Origin of the sequence: Rhizobium sp. BR 250 (genome assembly GCF_047445855.1) — a bacterium.
Lineage (GTDB): Bacteria > Pseudomonadota > Alphaproteobacteria > Rhizobiales > Rhizobiaceae > Agrobacterium > Agrobacterium tumefaciens_I.
Map to the genome: position 1 here is coordinate 13,292 of NZ_JARWKW010000007.1, position 14,773 is coordinate 28,064.

General features: G+C 57.8%; 15 protein-coding genes and 1 pseudogene. 6 read left to right on the forward strand and 10 right to left on the reverse strand.

All coding sequences use genetic code 11. The features are described 5' to 3' along the window. Positions 1-3: 3 nt before the first annotated feature. The gene (locus tag QD336_RS12815) at positions 4-540 is read right to left on the reverse strand and encodes a hypothetical protein (protein ID WP_499170971.1); all 537 of its coding nucleotides are present in this window, start codon (positions 538-540) and stop codon (positions 4-6) included. A gap of 316 nt (positions 541-856) precedes the next feature. Here QD336_RS12815 and QD336_RS12820 point away from each other — a divergent pair, with 316 nt between their 5' ends. Further along, positions 857-1,177 carry a hypothetical protein gene (locus QD336_RS12820; RefSeq protein WP_499171093.1) on the forward strand — a complete coding sequence of 107 codons (321 nt, stop codon included), beginning with the start codon at positions 857-859 and terminating at the stop codon, positions 1,175-1,177. Positions 1,178-1,265: 88 nt separating this feature from the next. Here the strand turns inward: QD336_RS12820 and QD336_RS12825 are convergent, their stop codons facing one another. Further along, complete coding sequence (locus QD336_RS12825) at positions 1,266-1,733, reverse strand: MerR family transcriptional regulator (RefSeq protein WP_269345771.1); 468 nt, start codon at positions 1,731-1,733, stop codon at positions 1,266-1,268. A 72-nt stretch (positions 1,734-1,805) separates the two neighbouring features. Between QD336_RS12825 and QD336_RS12830 the strand changes: the two genes are divergently transcribed. The 5 genes and pseudogenes from QD336_RS12830 to QD336_RS12850 all read left to right on the forward strand — a co-directional run. After that, positions 1,806-2,849, forward strand: coding sequence for an SDR family oxidoreductase (locus QD336_RS12830; RefSeq protein ID WP_499170972.1), 1,044 nt, complete (start codon positions 1,806-1,808; stop codon positions 2,847-2,849). 370 nt (positions 2,850-3,219) lie between these two features. Continuing rightward, positions 3,220-3,411 (forward strand): Lrp/AsnC ligand binding domain-containing protein, encoded by a 192-nt coding sequence (locus QD336_RS12835; protein ID WP_269345769.1) that lies wholly within the window; start codon positions 3,220-3,222, stop codon positions 3,409-3,411. A 903-nt stretch (positions 3,412-4,314) separates the two neighbouring features. Continuing rightward, positions 4,315-5,871, forward strand: a complete 1,557-nt coding sequence (locus tag QD336_RS12840) for a BCCT family transporter (protein ID WP_499170973.1) — start codon at positions 4,315-4,317, stop codon at positions 5,869-5,871. Positions 5,872-6,001: 130 nt separating this feature from the next. Beyond that, positions 6,002-6,634: a TerC family protein gene (locus tag QD336_RS12845; RefSeq protein ID WP_499170974.1), complete on the forward strand. Its 633-nt coding sequence runs from the start codon at positions 6,002-6,004 to the stop codon at positions 6,632-6,634. Positions 6,635-7,018: 384 nt separating this feature from the next. Further along, positions 7,019-7,222 (forward strand): annotated as a pseudogene (locus tag QD336_RS12850) (methionine--tRNA ligase); the annotation flags it as partial. 13 nt (positions 7,223-7,235) lie between these two features. Here the strand turns inward: QD336_RS12850 and QD336_RS12855 are convergent. From QD336_RS12855 to QD336_RS12890, 8 genes are all read right to left on the reverse strand, one after another. Continuing rightward, positions 7,236-9,017 (reverse strand): chloride channel protein, encoded by a 1,782-nt coding sequence (locus QD336_RS12855; protein ID WP_499170975.1) that lies wholly within the window; start codon positions 9,015-9,017, stop codon positions 7,236-7,238. A 16-nt stretch (positions 9,018-9,033) separates the two neighbouring features. Beyond that, the gene (locus QD336_RS12860; RefSeq protein ID WP_499170976.1) at positions 9,034-9,954 is read right to left on the reverse strand and encodes an aminotransferase class IV; all 921 of its coding nucleotides are present in this window, start codon (positions 9,952-9,954) and stop codon (positions 9,034-9,036) included. 43 nt (positions 9,955-9,997) lie between these two features. Next, positions 9,998-10,774 carry an amino acid ABC transporter ATP-binding protein gene (locus QD336_RS12865; RefSeq protein WP_499170977.1) on the reverse strand — a complete coding sequence of 259 codons (777 nt, stop codon included), beginning with the start codon at positions 10,772-10,774 and terminating at the stop codon, positions 9,998-10,000. A gap of 22 nt (positions 10,775-10,796) precedes the next feature. Next, on the reverse strand, positions 10,797-11,462 hold the full coding sequence (locus tag QD336_RS12870) for an amino acid ABC transporter permease (RefSeq protein WP_499170978.1): 666 nt from the start codon (positions 11,460-11,462) through the stop codon (positions 10,797-10,799). 11 nt (positions 11,463-11,473) lie between these two features. Next, complete coding sequence (locus tag QD336_RS12875; protein WP_499170979.1) at positions 11,474-12,139, reverse strand: amino acid ABC transporter permease; 666 nt, start codon at positions 12,137-12,139, stop codon at positions 11,474-11,476. 125 nt (positions 12,140-12,264) lie between these two features. Further along, positions 12,265-13,098 carry a transporter substrate-binding domain-containing protein gene (locus tag QD336_RS12880; RefSeq protein WP_499170980.1) on the reverse strand — a complete coding sequence of 278 codons (834 nt, stop codon included), beginning with the start codon at positions 13,096-13,098 and terminating at the stop codon, positions 12,265-12,267. Positions 13,099-13,145: 47 nt separating this feature from the next. Beyond that, on the reverse strand, positions 13,146-13,985 hold the full coding sequence (gene proC / locus QD336_RS12885; RefSeq protein WP_499170981.1) for a pyrroline-5-carboxylate reductase: 840 nt from the start codon (positions 13,983-13,985) through the stop codon (positions 13,146-13,148). Further along, positions 13,982-14,707 carry a GntR family transcriptional regulator gene (locus QD336_RS12890; RefSeq protein ID WP_499170982.1) on the reverse strand — a complete coding sequence of 242 codons (726 nt, stop codon included), beginning with the start codon at positions 14,705-14,707 and terminating at the stop codon, positions 13,982-13,984. The genes proC and QD336_RS12890 overlap by 4 nt, the downstream gene beginning before the upstream one ends. Positions 14,708-14,773 lie beyond the last annotated feature (66 nt).

The window sequence follows — 14,773 nt, forward strand, 5'->3', positions numbered from 1 at the left end:
ATCTCATCGACTTGAGCTTATGTTGATGACGGCGGACGAGCCTACCTGAACAAAGGAATAATCGACCGCACCCCGCTTCCACGCCGCGGTTACACTTTCGATAACGTCATTCTTGTCGAGATTGTCTGGTGACCCAAGCCGATCCGATAACGCATCCAGAAAGCCGGCGGGTCTTGGCGTGGTAAAGGCGCACGCCTTGTGTCCATCAGGACCAACGGCAATCCAAAACGACAGTAACTCCGCGCCGCCTCCCCTCTCATGTCGCCACCCCACGACATCAACAGAACCGCTATTATAGCCGACGAAGCTACGACGCCACTCATCAATGTCCGCATCGGTTAAACGCTTCCAACCGAGTTCGTCGCCGTTTACCATCGCTTCTTGCACAGTGGACGCTTCACAGATGGTGAGAAGGCGCTCCACCGTCATATCCGCCGGCGTGGCCGCGGCTTCCCCGAAACTCAAAAATGCGGCAAAACAGCTGCTGATTGTCGCAACCTTGAGATACCGATTCTGGATCTCGCACGCTCTTTTTCTCATATCTCCTCACTCCTGTTGATCTCACCACACTCTTGCCATCTACGTCCGGCCATCGGTCATCCGCAACGACCTGCCTTGCTCTCTCCGGCCGGCCCATCCAGGGACCGCCCGGCGACACACAGACCTCATACATTACTTATGAAACAGTCATCAACCTAATGATAAAAATAGGAATATTTTGCAAAATAACTGGTGCGAAATCTCTCCTCAGTATCAACTCGCCGTGATGCATCGGCGTCACGGAATGACGAAAAAACGGCACCTGAAATTCAGGCAGCCGGTCTTGCTGTTGACGCCAACCCGGCAACCTCGTGCCATGACCCTGACGAACAGCTTCATCGCCGAACTTGTCCGCGACGCCAACAGGCTCGATCATCTCGACAGCTGGCAAAAGCGGCGGATGCTGGAACGGGCAGTGACAACAATCCGCGACATGCGTGAAACAATTGGAATTCCCTCCGGTCCCGGCCGTGACTGTCTCCTCGACATCCACACCATTGCCCTCTCCATCGAACGCGGATGGCGCAGTGATGAAGAGGTGCGAAACGCTCTTCTGCAGGCAGCCGCCATGATCCGGGACCTGCATATCGTCCTCGACAGCAAAACCGAAATCAGCGTGGTCAAGCCAGCAATCTGATTGTGCCCTCGCCTGGCCGAATACACACGGAAAGCCGTCGCCGGGGATGAAACAATACCGGAAGGCTGATCACCGGTGGCGGAGTGCATCAGGCACCTTGATCCTCCTCGCTCGCCATGACGGTCGCACAGCTGGAAGCCGGCGGCGCAATCTCCGTCAGACAAAGGTCTTCTCCGGAGAACCGGGGCTCGTCGCCGGGCTTGCCGCGCGCCATCCAGTTGCGCTTGGCGTGCAGATAATCAAGCAGCTTCGCAAGCTCTGCGGCCTTCTGTTCCAGTCTCGCCAACTGCGTATCGATGATCCCGATCTCCCGCTCAGCGGACAGGCCTTCGCCGAGAAGTTCGCTGGCGATCGTGGCAATCTCCTTGAGCGGCATGCCCAGTGACTGCGCAAAGCGGATCATCAGCGCCGTAGAGACATCCCGCTCGTTGAAGATCTGATAGGGATGGCGGCCTCCCTTGACGCCCGACTGCGGTGCCAGCAGCCCCTTGCGAACATAAAAACGCACAGTGTCCTGGCTGAGGCCGGCCCTCTCGGCAAATTCTCCAATCAGCATTGCCGTCACTCCTTGACCATGGACCATGGTCCAGCCTTATAGAACAGGCTCCCTCAATTGTGGAGTTGAATAATGACAGACGATCCGACCTCACCGAACGGCGCGCCCCTCGCTTTTGTGACGGGGGCCACGGGACTTCTCGGCAATAATCTGGTGCGCGCGTTGATCCTGGCCGGTTGGCGCGTACGGGCACTGGTGCGATCCCCGGACAAGGCACGTCAGCAATTCGCCGGCCTCGACGTGGAGATCGTGACGGGTGACATACTCGACCCGCCGGGTTATGCGCCGGCGCTCGCGGGCGTCCAGACTGTCTTCCATACCGCCGCCTATTTCCGCGATTCCTACAAGGGCGGTCGACACTGGGACGCACTCTACGCGGCCAATGTCGAAGGCACACGTCATTTGCTAGAGCAGGCTTATCAAACGGGTGTACGGCGCTTCGTCCACACCAGTTCGATTGCCGTACTGCACGGCGCGCGAGGCAAAATCATCGATGAGACCATGCTGCGTGACCCACGCGACGCCGACGACTATTATCGCAGCAAGATCCTGTCCGAGCGCGTTGTGCTCGGTTTTCTCAATGCTCATCCGGATTTTTGGGCCGCAATGGTGCTGCCCGGCTGGATGCATGGGCCAGGCGACATCGGACCAACCTCGGCGGGACAGACAGTCATCGATGTCGCGCTGCGGCGGTTACCCGGAATACCGCCCGGCTCCTTCTCGGTCGTCGATGCACGCGACGTTGCACAGGCGATGATCCTTGCCGACGAGAGGGGGCAGCGCGGCGAACGCTATCTCGCGGCCGGGCGTCACATGACGATGGCCAGCCTCCTGCCACAGATTGCGCAGCTGGCAGGTGTGCCGGCACCCGCTCGCCGCATCCCGCTCTGGGCAATGCACCTGCTCGCCGCCGGTTACGAGGTCTACGCCCGACTGACGGGACGCCCGGTGCTGCTGAGCTGGGCGATGGTGCGCACCGTTGCCGGCGAAAACGACCGCTCACGCTACGACCCGGCCAAGAGCGAGCACGAACTCGGCCTGCGTTTCCGGCCGGTTGTGGAAACCCTGCGTGACGAGGTGGCCTGGTTCCGCGCCAATGGACTTATACCGGAATGAGCACGTAATCCGGTCCTCTTTCCTGCAAGGCGGGACTATCACCCAACACGCGGTCCCGGGAAAGAACAGGGGATGGCTGCCGGACAGCCTTGGCAACCATCCCGAAATCGGAGGGAGACCGCAACTCCGGACTGTCTCGCCGGGACGGCCCGGTGCTCTCTGCCTCGTCACGCCAGACATTTACGCCTGAACCATAGAATACTCGCGACAGGCTGTCAGTCGACCCCACGATGTCCATGCCAAAACCATCGCAAGATCACGCGAGACATGCGTATCGACAATCGTTCGTTTTCGTCGCGGGTCAGCATCATGATAGTATCGGTATCAAGGCCTTCACCAGCATGGCCGCGCAGTTTGACAAAGCATCGAGATGCCACAGGTTATTGAGGTCCTCAGGCTGACAGGAGAAGACTGCTTTCATCGGAAAGGATTGTGCCGTCGCCGGCCGAACTGGGAAAACATCATCGATGCTGTTGCGCACTACGGCTCGGTCAACACGGCAATTGTGTTGCGTAGCGAGCCCACCAAACGTATCGGACGTGAGCTGATGAAGAAGGGATAGTTTGGCAATAGCCCGAATTTCTGCTTCGGTTCTGCGCCTGCTTTCCGAAGGTGCAAGGGAGTGAAACTGCCGAAGGTGCCACGGCTGCTCTTGGCGGATATCCATTCGCCCTCAGCATGGAAAAGCCCGGCGGCAAGATAACGGCTTACTGGAAAAAATTCCGCACCGACGCATTGGACCTCTACCGAGGGCGGGTGCCCTTCCCTTACGCTCTACATATCTTGGGGACGCACCCGCCCGCGCGGGTTTCCCTTGCGTCTGCACTTTTTGCCAAGATTGTATCAGGTCGCAAATTGACATGCTCAAGGCGCTTGGGATCGATGCAAAGAATGTAATCATTCTGCCAAAAAAATAATCACAAGCCATTGAAAATCATCAGGAACTCCCTGCGCATGATTTTTTGTCGGCAGCCCGCAAGCTGTCGCCATATTGTGACGTCATGTCGCTGTCGGGCAAGTTAATGACAGGTTTTTACGGTTAGATAAGGAACACTCACGGCACCACTCCTGACGAGGGGTCGTGTGACCTTGGGGACGCCGGTCAGGACTCGGTGCGCCCACTCCATGGCGTCAGAACAAGATTAAGACATTTGCAGTCTGGACGGAATATCTGGAAGGGTGCCGCGACGGTCCGGCGGAATACACCTAAGCCCGAAACCATCCCAGAGATCATCATCACTCCTGCGAGCAACAAGAGAGTGTGCAGTCAGCGCGGTTCGTGTCTGGATGCGCTGTCGTTCCGCCGTGGCAAATCTGGATACCAACGGGACGCCTTGCGCAAGCTACAGGCAATTCTCTCCACCGCAGCCATTTCAGACAACACGAACCGCCCTGATTAACCCGTCAGAGTTTGCTTCTGGAAGACAATCATAAAAAATGACTACCAACACAAGGGGAAATACGAATGACAGCAAACAACAAAAATATAGATATAAGTGTTTTTTGGCCGGCAATATTTGTGACTGGAGGATTTGTACTTTGGGGCGCGATGGCTCCTTCGAGCTTGTCGGTGGTAACGACCGCTGCTTTGAATGCAATCATCCGGTCGTTTGGCTGGAGCTTTGTCACTTCCACAGCCTTCTTTCTGATCCTTGCAATTTTCCTGGCCATAAGCCGTTTCGGCAAGATCAGGCTTGGCCACGACGACGAAAAACCCGAATTCTCGACCGTCTCCTGGGTCTGCATGATGTTCAGCGTGGGCATGGGGATCGGTCTGATGTTCTGGGGCGTGGCTGAGCCGGTCTCTCACTTCGGCGCGCCACCCCATGGCATGGCGCAACCTCAGACCAAGGAAGCGGCGTTGCTCGCAATGCAGTATTCCTACTTTCACTGGGCATTGCACCCATGGGCGATCTACGCGGTCGTGGGACTGGCGCTTGCCTATTTCAGCTACCGACGCGATTTGCCGACACTCATTTCCAGCGGCTTTTACCCATTGCTCGGCGAGCGCATCCACGGACCGATCGGCAAGGCAATCGACGCGCTGGCCATCATAGCAACCCTGTTCGGTACCGCGACTTCGCTCGGGCTTGGTGCGCAACAGATCAATAGCGGTATGCACTTCCTGTGGCATACACCCGAATCCTCTGCTATCGCGCTTGCGATCATCGCCGTACTGACCGTGGTGTTCATCCTGTCGGCAGTCTCCGGTGTTGGCAAGGGCGTCCAGTTTCTCAGCAACATGAACATGATCGTTGCGGCACTGCTGCTCCTGTTCCTCGCGATCATCGGACCGACCGTGTTCATCTTCGACACGCTTGCGGAGTCGCTCGGTTACTACCTCAGCGATCTTGTCACGATGTCCTTCCGCACCGCAGCTTTCGGCGACGGCAAATGGCTTGCGGGCTGGACCATTTTCTATTGGGCCTGGTGGGTTTCGTGGGCACCGTTTGTCGGCGTGTTCATCGCGCGCATTTCTCGCGGCCGTACAATCCGCGAGTTCGTCATTGGCGTTCTCCTCATTCCAAGTGCGGTGACTTTTGTCTGGTTCAGCATCATGGGCGGCACGGCGCTTTATTCCGAGCTGCTCGGTGTAGGGGGGCTGGTTGAGATCGTCTCGGAAAAAGGCGCAGCCGTATCGTTGTTTGCCTTGCTGGCTCAATATCCGGCGGCCACATTGACGTCTACCGTGTCGATGCTCCTCGTCGCTGTTTTCTTCGTCTCGGGTGCGGATGCGGCATCGGTTGTCATGGGCATGCTGTCCTGTCGGGGAACCCAGCACCCGGCGACGTCGATCGTGGTGTTGTGGGGCTTGCTAGCGGGTGCCTCGGCCTGCGTTCTGCTCGTTATGGGCGGCCTCGGCGGCCTGCAAACTGCTTCGATCCTTGCGGCGGCTCCTTTCCTGCTGGTCATGGTCGGATTGTGCGTATCGCTGTGGATGGGCCTGCTCGACGACATTGAGGTGCACGGTCACTTCGAGGAACTGGAAGGCAAAATTGCCTCGGCTGAAGCGGAGGGCTAGACGAGGCGATCTCGGTGCTGCTGCGGATGCCGGAAATGTCGGCGTCCGCCTAATCTGCCAACCCCTGCCCTAAAACTGTGACCACGACGGGAACTGACATGATCCCGGACTGAAGAAGGAACTTACTTGCATGCTCGACTTCCTGACGATGGCTTCCCTGATCGCGCTCGGTCAGGTGATCCTGATCGACCTTGTGCTCGCGGGCGACAATGCGATCGTTATCGGCCTTGCCGCGGCTGGCCTGCCCAAAGAGCAGCGCACCCGCGCCATCTTGATCGGCATTGCTGCCGCTACCGTACTGCGGGTGATCTTTGCTGCATTGGCCACGCAACTTCTCGCGATTGTAGGCCTGCTGCTTGCCGGCGGCATCCTGCTGCTGTGGGTGTGCTGGAAGATGTGGCGCGAATTGCACACCAGCCACGGACAGGAGGTGGCGGCTGAGCACGCCCTCGAAGGCGAGAACGGCGATGGCAACGCGCCAAGCAAGACCTTCGCTCAGGCGGCCTGGCAGATTGTAGTCGCCGACGTCTCCATGTCGCTCGACAACGTGCTTGCCGTTGCCGGTGCAGCGCGGGAGCACCTGTGGGTCCTGATCTTCGGTTTGGCCGTCTCCGTCGCCCTGATGGGTCTTGCCGCCAGCCTGATCGCGCGCCTGCTGAATCGCTTCCGCTGGATAGCTTATATCGGCCTACTCGCCATCCTCTATGTTGCCTTGGACATGATTTATCGCGGTGTCCGTGAAATTTGGCCATTCGTATTCTGACTTGGCATCGCGGCAAATGGTCCTGACATCGGCCTGGACGAGCGTTCCGCTACTCGGCCCATGCCGTAATCCGTTCCGCGATCGCTTTGAGGGGTCTCGATGTGCAAGAAGTGACCGACGTCGGGACGAGTTCCAGAGCGTGTGGGGCGGCAAACCGACGTCGGTCGTTACCTGTTGGGGAAAGACGCAGCCATCTTCGGCGCCGTGAAGCTGCCGCAGTGATCAGTGCGACCTCCATGTATCGCCCGGATTGCTGTCGCCGCCTGATCGTCATCCTCTCCGCTCCTCATCCCACGGACCAGCTTGCTTCCGACACCCCGATCGTAGACTGATTTCCAGTCACGCAGCCCCAAGTGATGATTAAAAGATTTTTCCGGCTTCCCATGCCCGGAGCACGGTATCCCGCTTGAAGTCGTCAAGGAAGAAAACTGGTTCTTCCGCCTCTCGCGATATGGCAACCGTATCCTTCGTCTGATCGAGACAAAGGAGCTTCAGGTCGTGCCGGTTCACCGGCGAAACGAGATACTTGCCTTGCCCCGGCGCGGACTCGAGGACATCAAAAAGTACTCCAGGATCTCCAATCGATCCACGGAATAGCCACCTATCTATGGCTTCCCTCGTTCTGTCTGCGATCAAGCTCTTCATTATATCTGCGCAGGACGTGTTGTTCGGCCAGCAGGCCGATCACTCTCCTGTCTGCCTTGCTATCGATCACGGCCAAAGCGTCTGCCTCGGCGGTAGAAAATGCCTTCATTGCCTCACGCACGTTCATGTCCGGCAGCAATGCGGTATCGGCGAAGCGAGCGAGGTCTTTCGCCGTTGTCTCTTCGGGCAACTCGCGGTGAATTTCCGGGATGAGAACAATTCCGACATACCGACCTTCATCATCGACTACCGTAACACGCTGGGTCGCCCCAAGGGGGAAATCGCTCCTCAACCTGTCCAGCGTCATGACGTCGGAGACGGTGCGAACATCCCTGCGCATCATTTTTCCAACGGTGAATTCGCGTATCCATCCAATGTCAGCGGCGCTCCGGATCGATTCTCCCCGCAGATGGAAACGCCATGTGGCGAAGGAATAGCCAAACAGACGTCGAACGGTGATCGATGAAACAACGGCGGCCGCAAGAACCGCAATGGTCAGTGGCAGGCTTCCCGTCGTCTCGAGCGCCAGAAACGCCATCGTCAACGGCGCCCCCAAAACGGCCGTTGCCATCGCGCACATGCCGACAATCCCAACGACCAGACCGGGAATCTTGAGGCTGAAGACGAGCATCCAGCCGAAAGCAACCAGCTTGCCGAGCATGGCTCCGAGGAAAAGAGAAGCAAAGAACAGACCGCCGCGAAACCCCGAGCCGATCGAAATAGCCGAGGCCAGCACCTTCAAGCCGATCAGCATCACAAGTACGGGCGCCGTATAATATGCCCCGAAGCCCACATGAAGAGCCGAATGGCCCGATGACAGGACAGCAGGTGTGATCAGGGCCAAGGCACCGACACACAAACCGCCGATCGCCGGCCGCATCCATGCCGGAAGCCCGCTTTTATTGAAGATTAGCTCAACCAGCGTCACCGTTCTCATCATGACGATGGCGACAAGCGCGCTCAGGATCGCCATGACGAAGACGAGCGAATAATCCGATGCAGTCAGCGTTCCGGCAAACCCCACCTGGAACGATTGTTGCGGGAACAAAAGACGCATGGTGCCCACCGCCGCTATCGAGGCGACGACGACCGGCGCCAAGGTTGCGATGGAATATGTCGCAATAATGAGTTCGAACGCGTAGAACGCCCCGGTCAAGGGGGCATCGAAGGCCGCCGCGATCGCGCCGGCAGCACCGCAGCCGACCAGCGTTCTAAGATCGCTGCGGCGCACGTGCAGAAGCTGTCCAAGCCGGGAAGCGAAGGCCGAGCTGATCTGCGTGTAACCGGCCTCCATGCCGATCGAGGCGCCGAAACCGTTCGACACCATAGTCTGCAAAACCAATAACAGGCTTCCCGCCATTGGGATGCGCCCGCCGTGCAGCGCATTGGCCTCAACGGGGTCGATGATCGAGACGCGCGAGCGGCGCGCGGATAACCAGCCGATCAGACCAAGAATGATGCCGCCGACAGCAGGAACGCAGGCTGCCCGCCAGGGATCGATAAACGCCGCACCACTGACCTCATGGCCTTTGATGGCGAACAGGACATGATGCAACCATTGAACGATCGCCACCATAATGGCGACGAAACACCCCGCAATCACGCCAACGAACCCGGCGAGAACCACAAGCCAGATTTCGTCGGCGCGCACGATCGCCCTCAGACGATGAGGGATCCTGAATAGCGGTCTTTGCGAAGGCGGTTGACTTCCAGCCCCGGCAGGGTCGAGCGTGACCATCGAGACTCCCCTGCCCTCACCCCGAAATATATGCCGCGTAAAGGTCGGCAATCCGCTGCGTGACCGCCCCAGGCTTTCCCTCGCCCACTTTACGGCCATCGATCCGGGTAACCGGTGTGATCCCGCCAAGCGTACCTGTGACGAACGCCTCGGATGCACCATAGACTTCAGCAAGTGTAAAATCCTGCTGACGCACGACATGTCCGGCTTCGGAATAAAGCTTGATCACCTTTTTGCGCGTGATGCCGTTGAAATTGTATCGCCCGGTTGAGGTCCAGAGTTCCCCACCGCGAACGATAAAGAAGTTGGTGGAGTTGCAGCTTGCGACAAAACCATGTGGGTCGAGCATCAAGGCTTCGTCGGCGCCGGAATTTATGGCCTGAATAAGGGCATGGATGAAGTTCAGGCGGCTGTGGGAGTTCAGGCGAAGATCGAACACATCGGGCGTGCTGCAACGGATCGTCGATGTCAGGAGCGAGAGGCCGTTCGTCTTGGATTCGGGTTTCGGCGTTTTGAATTCCGCAACGATGACAATGGTGGCCTGGCCGAGCGCGAAGCGCGGGTCCTGGTTCGGCGTCTTCTTCTTGCCGCGCGTGACCATCAGGCGAGCATGCGCCCCATCCGTCATGCCGTTCTTCTCGAAGGTTTGCCGCAGCGATGCCGTCAAGTCCCCACGATCCATGCCGATATCGAGCTGGATCGAATTCGCGCCCTCGTAGAGACGGTCCAGATGTTCATCGAGGGCGATGATTTTGCCATTGACGAGACGGACGCCTTCCCAGACCCCGTCCCCAAGGACGAAACCTGCATCGAAGACCGAAACCTTTGCTTCATCGCGCTTGAAGAATTCACCATTCACATAGACGAGCACGTCCTCATTACGGCTGTCCGCGACATACCCTTGAGAACTCGTATCGCTGGCGGTGACTGCGTTCATTTTCCTAACTTCCTCATTCTTGAAATTGTTTAGATCCGCAGGTTCAGAAAGCGAACTCTGTGAAACGGTTAAGGAACGCGCGGGTACGCTCCTGCTTGGGTTTTTTCAAAACCTCGTCGGGTGTGCCCACTTCCTGAAAGACGCCATCGGCCAGAAAGATAACCTTCGTTGCGAAGTGGTAGGCAAACCCAAGTTCGTGCGTCACCAGGAGCATGGTGCGCCCTTCTTCGGCAAGCTGCCGGATAACCCGCAGAACCTCGCCGACCAGTTCCGGATCGAGCGAGGAAGTGGGCTCGTCGAACAGCAGGATTTCCGGCTCCATGGCCAGGGATCGGGCAATTGCGACACGCTGCTGCTGCCCGCCGGAAAGACGGCCGGGATAGGCGTCCAACTTGCTGCTCAGGCCGACCTTCTCCAATTCCGCCGCGGCCCGTTCTCGGGCAACCTCACGCTTTACGCCCTTGACGGTCACCAGACCTTCCATGGCGTTTTCGAGAACGGTCATGTGCGGGAAGAGATTGAACTGCTGGAAGACCATGCCGACGCGCTCGCGAACGGTGCAGAGTTCGGATTCCGGATATCGGCGTCCACCGTCCTTGCCATGCAGCCTGCCGATTTCCTTGCCGTCCAGGGCAATGGTGCCAGTCGTCGGCATTTCCATGAAATTCAGGCAGCGAAGGAAGGTGCTTTTGCCGGAGCCGCTGCCACCGATGATTGCAACGCGTTCTCCTGCCTGGACGGAGAAGTCGATGCCTTTGAGGACATGGTGGTCGCCGAACCACTTTTGCAGGTTCGAGACACGAAGGATAGGCTCATTCATTGCGATATCTCCTTTGTTCGGCTCAGGCTTTCGCTGCAAGGCGCTTCTCGATGTGCGCGGACAGCCAGGTGCCGGGATAGATAAGGATGAAATAGATGACGGCGACGGTCGTCAGAATCTCGAGCGGACGATAGTACGTCGAACTGAGCAGCCGACCTTGATACATCAGTTCGTGCACGGACAGCACCGATGCGAGCGATGACATCTTGGCGACTTCGATGGCGCGGTTCGTAAAGGCTGGCAGCATTCGCTTGAACACTTGCGGCAGAATGATCCGTCGCAGGATCTTTGAGTGTCGCATGCCCAGTGCTCGCGCACCCTCCCACTGCCCCTGGGCGATCGACTGTATGCCGCCCCTGAAGATTTCCGCGGAATAGGCTGAGGTGTTGAGGGCGAGGCCGAGCAGCGCGGCTGTAAACGGCGATAACTGAACCCCGATGATGATCGGGAAGGCATAGAAGAACCAGATAAGCTGGATCAGAACGGGCGTATCGCGAAACAGCTCTATGTAGAACAGGCTCGGTACGCGAAGGGCTACATTCCTTGACAGCCGCGCGAGAGCGAGGAAAAAGCCCGCCACAAGGCCGATCAGGATACTCGGCAGCCACAACTGGACCGTTACGAGCAATCCACGAAAAAGCACTGGCAGGCTTTGGACGACGAGTTCGAAATCAAATTGATAGTCCATTGTCGTGCTCCTCAGCGATAGGCCGTCAGGCGTGCTTCAGCGATACGGGCAAGCGTACTGGCCGTTACAAGCAGGATGACGTACATCAGGGCAATCGTCGTATAGACTTCGAGAGGCCGGAAGGTCTCGCTATTGACGATCATCGCCTGATAGAGAAGGTCCGCATAGGCAAGCGTCGATGCGAGCGCCGTCGTCTTCGTCAGCTCGAAAGAGCGCTCGACGAACGGAGCGAACATTCGGGTGATCGCCTGAGGCAGGATGATGCGCCGCATCAGCTGCGAATGCCGCATGCCAAGCGAACGCGCGCCCTCCCATTGTCCCTTCTCAATCGAGATGATGCCACCACGGAAAACTTCCGCGTAGAACGCTCCCGACTGCGTGGAAAGAGCCAGGACCGCCGCAACGAATGGGTCGAGACTGATATTCGCCAGCACCGGCAGCGCGTAATAGAACCAGAAAAAATGGATGATTGGTGGGGTGTTGCGGTAAAACTCGATGAAAGCAGTGGCCGGAACCGATAGATATTTTCTTGGCGAAAGCTTGAAAAAAGCGAGAAACAGACCGACGATCACGCCGAGAACGATTGAAATTCCGGCGATTTTTATGGTGTTGACGAGTCCGACCGCCAATATGTCCCATCTGGACCATACGCCCGAAAAATCCCATTGATAGCTCATGAGAAGCAGATCCTTGGATAAGCGAAGCCGTGATCGCGCAAGCATCGCTGGCGATCATCCTTTCGTCCGAAATGTGAGATACGCAGGAGGGGGAAGCGAGCGCTCCCCTCCTGCGGGCCCGAGAGTTATTTCCAGGCTTCTTTAACCAGGCCAGGAATTCCGGTGGGATCGATGCTCTTCGACTTGAGATAGGCACCGAAGATCTGATCTGGAACGCCATCCTTGTACAGCGCTGCAAACTGCTCGCTTACCCAGTCGCGGAACGCGGAATTCGATTCTTTGCGCAAACCGGCGCTTGTGGGCACCGGGTTGACGGGTGTCGGCAGTATCACCTTGCCAAGTTTCAAGCGGGAGTATTGAACGACGAGCGCCGGATGAAACTGCACGACGACGTCGACGCGTTTTGATGCAAATGCTGCGATCGCCTCATCGTTGTTGGAGAAACGGTTGATCTCGGCGTTCTTCACCAGCGCCGTTACATTCTTGTCGAGCGAAGTGCCAAGCGTGACGCCGATACGCGTACCTGCCTTGTCGATATCTTCCCAGGTCTTTGCCTCGGAATCTGCCGCGATCAGCGCGCCCATCGCATAGTAGAAGAGCGGAGCTTCCGGAAAGTCGATTGCCTTCTTGCGCTCTTCCGTCGGATCAAGGACGAACATGAGGTCGATCTGATTGGCCTGAAGCGCTGCGACAGCATTCGCCCAGGTGGTTTCGACCGGCACCAGTGTGGCTCCAAGGTTGGCTGCCAGTTTTTCGCCCATCGCGACGCCGACGCCGGTCCATTTTTCGGTCATCGGATCCTTAAAGAACCACGGTTCGGCCGATGTAACGCCGATGCGAAGCTGTTTGTCCTGTTTGATACGATCGAGTGTGGAAGCATCCTGAGCGATTGCGGGCATGGCAATACCAGCGATCGCTGCGGCGGCCATAGCAACTATAGTTCTGCGTGTCGTTTTCATTACTCTGTTCCTCTGTGGTTCATAACCGGTTTCGGCCTTTTCGGCTCTTATGGCTGGGTGTCTGCGAGTTCTGCGGCCTTGTCGGCCGCTGCTGCCGTGGTTTTGGCGAGAAGTGACGGAAGTGCTTCCGGCGCCTCCAGAACCGCCAGTCCGGCGGCCGTCGTTCCTCCGGGACTGGTTACGGCGACTTTCAGATCATGCGCGGATCGCGTATCCTGTTCGAGAAGCCGCGCCGCGCCGATAACGGTCTGACGCGCGAACTGCTCGGCCACGTCGTCCGGAAAACCCATCTGTTCGGCGGCACGTTGAAGATATTCGGTGAAAGCGAACACGTAGCCAGGTCCACTTCCCGTCACGCCGGTCGCAAGATCAATGTCGTTTTCGCTGACCAGCCAGCAAAACCGTCCGATCGCGCCGAAAATCTCCTCCACGATTTTCCTGTCGCTTTGGGAAAGAACGTCTGCATCGGCAAAGCCGACACTCATGGCAGAGGCCGCCAAAGCCGGGAGATTGGGCATCACGCGGACGAAGCGCCGGAGGTCGGGAGTGGCGTCCTGCAATTTTTGAATGGGAATTCCAGCGGCAATCGAGATAATCAGCGCGCCAGACAGATATTGCTGTGCTGCTTGAAGCGCGGCCTCGACATGCTGTGGTTTCACCGACACGATGCAAACATCGAAATGGCGCTCACCCAACTCCTCGAAATCGGCAAGCACCTTGACGGGAGCCTGTTGAGGCAGAAGCTGCCTGGCTCTTTCGACATTGGGGTCGATGGCGGTAATATCGATCCTTGGCAGGCGTATGGCTGCGCCGCTTGCAATCGCCGTCCCCATATTTCCGCATCCAATCATCAGGACGGAAAGCTTGTGATGCTCGGCAACCGTCATTTCGAAGCTCCGGCGCGAAGATGTCGTTGGTCTGGAGCTTGAGGTGCCAATCCGAGCAGAAATTCTTCAGTTTGCTGGCCACCGCGCGCCATGTGATTTTTGATTTCGGAACGCATGGCCTCCAAGTCGTCGCCGAGCGCATTTTCGACATAACTGTCGTGCCCCTCGCGCCGGGGGCCGCGAATGCCGTGGGCTCGGTGATGCGCAGCCCAGTAGAGCTGGAGGCGCCCACGGATACTCTCCCAGGTCTTGATAAGGATCTTGTGTCCGGAAACTTCGTAGACGAAGCCGTGAAGCTGGAGTTCCGCGTCGATGCTTGCGACATCATCCTCGGCATCGATGCAGCGGGTCAGCGCCGCTTGACGGGCATGGAGACCTTCGCGGAAAGACTGATCGCGGCGACCCCAGACAAGCTCAAAGGCGAAAATCTCCAGATTGACGCGCATCGAGTAAATCTCGCGGATGTCATCAACCGAAAGCTCGACCACATGCGTCCCAGTATAGGGGACCGTGACAAGCAAGCCCTCGTCGATGAGTTGCCGCATGGCCTCGCGTAAAGGGCCGCGACTGACACCGAATTGCTCGGCAAGGCTCGACTCCGTGACCTGAGCACCGGGCGCGATTTCACCACTCAAGATCGCGCTACGGAGACTGTCGACAATATGAGCGCGAAAGGTCGCCTTCGGAATACGGACGAAATTTTGAGCTGATCGGGCGTTCACGACAGGTCCTTTCGTCGTTGATCGATTGTCAACAATCAATCATAATTGGGTACACCCGTCAAGCAG

What these genes read in the sequence shown, in the direction of transcription:
- QD336_RS12815 (WP_499170971.1), bottom strand. Translation starts at nt 540, where the DNA reads ATGAGAAAAAGAGCGTGCGAGATCCAGAATCGGTATCTCAAGGTTGCG.
- QD336_RS12820 (WP_499171093.1), top strand. Translation starts at nt 857, where the DNA reads ATGACCCTGACGAACAGCTTCATCGCCGAACTTGTCCGCGACGCCAAC.
- QD336_RS12825 (WP_269345771.1), bottom strand. Translation starts at nt 1,733, where the DNA reads ATGCTGATTGGAGAATTTGCCGAGAGGGCCGGCCTCAGCCAGGACACT.
- QD336_RS12830 (WP_499170972.1), top strand. Translation starts at nt 1,806, where the DNA reads ATGACAGACGATCCGACCTCACCGAACGGCGCGCCCCTCGCTTTTGTG.
- QD336_RS12835 (WP_269345769.1), top strand. Translation starts at nt 3,220, where the DNA reads ATGCCACAGGTTATTGAGGTCCTCAGGCTGACAGGAGAAGACTGCTTT.
- QD336_RS12840 (WP_499170973.1), top strand. Translation starts at nt 4,315, where the DNA reads ATGACAGCAAACAACAAAAATATAGATATAAGTGTTTTTTGGCCGGCA.
- QD336_RS12845 (WP_499170974.1), top strand. Translation starts at nt 6,002, where the DNA reads ATGCTCGACTTCCTGACGATGGCTTCCCTGATCGCGCTCGGTCAGGTG.
- QD336_RS12855 (WP_499170975.1), bottom strand. Translation starts at nt 9,017, where the DNA reads ATGGTCACGCTCGACCCTGCCGGGGCTGGAAGTCAACCGCCTTCGCAA.
- QD336_RS12860 (WP_499170976.1), bottom strand. Translation starts at nt 9,954, where the DNA reads ATGAACGCAGTCACCGCCAGCGATACGAGTTCTCAAGGGTATGTCGCG.
- QD336_RS12865 (WP_499170977.1), bottom strand. Translation starts at nt 10,774, where the DNA reads ATGAATGAGCCTATCCTTCGTGTCTCGAACCTGCAAAAGTGGTTCGGC.
- QD336_RS12870 (WP_499170978.1), bottom strand. Translation starts at nt 11,462, where the DNA reads ATGGACTATCAATTTGATTTCGAACTCGTCGTCCAAAGCCTGCCAGTG.
- QD336_RS12875 (WP_499170979.1), bottom strand. Translation starts at nt 12,139, where the DNA reads ATGAGCTATCAATGGGATTTTTCGGGCGTATGGTCCAGATGGGACATA.
- QD336_RS12880 (WP_499170980.1), bottom strand. Translation starts at nt 13,098, where the DNA reads ATGAAAACGACACGCAGAACTATAGTTGCTATGGCCGCCGCAGCGATC.
- proC (WP_499170981.1), bottom strand. Translation starts at nt 13,985, where the DNA reads ATGACGGTTGCCGAGCATCACAAGCTTTCCGTCCTGATGATTGGATGC.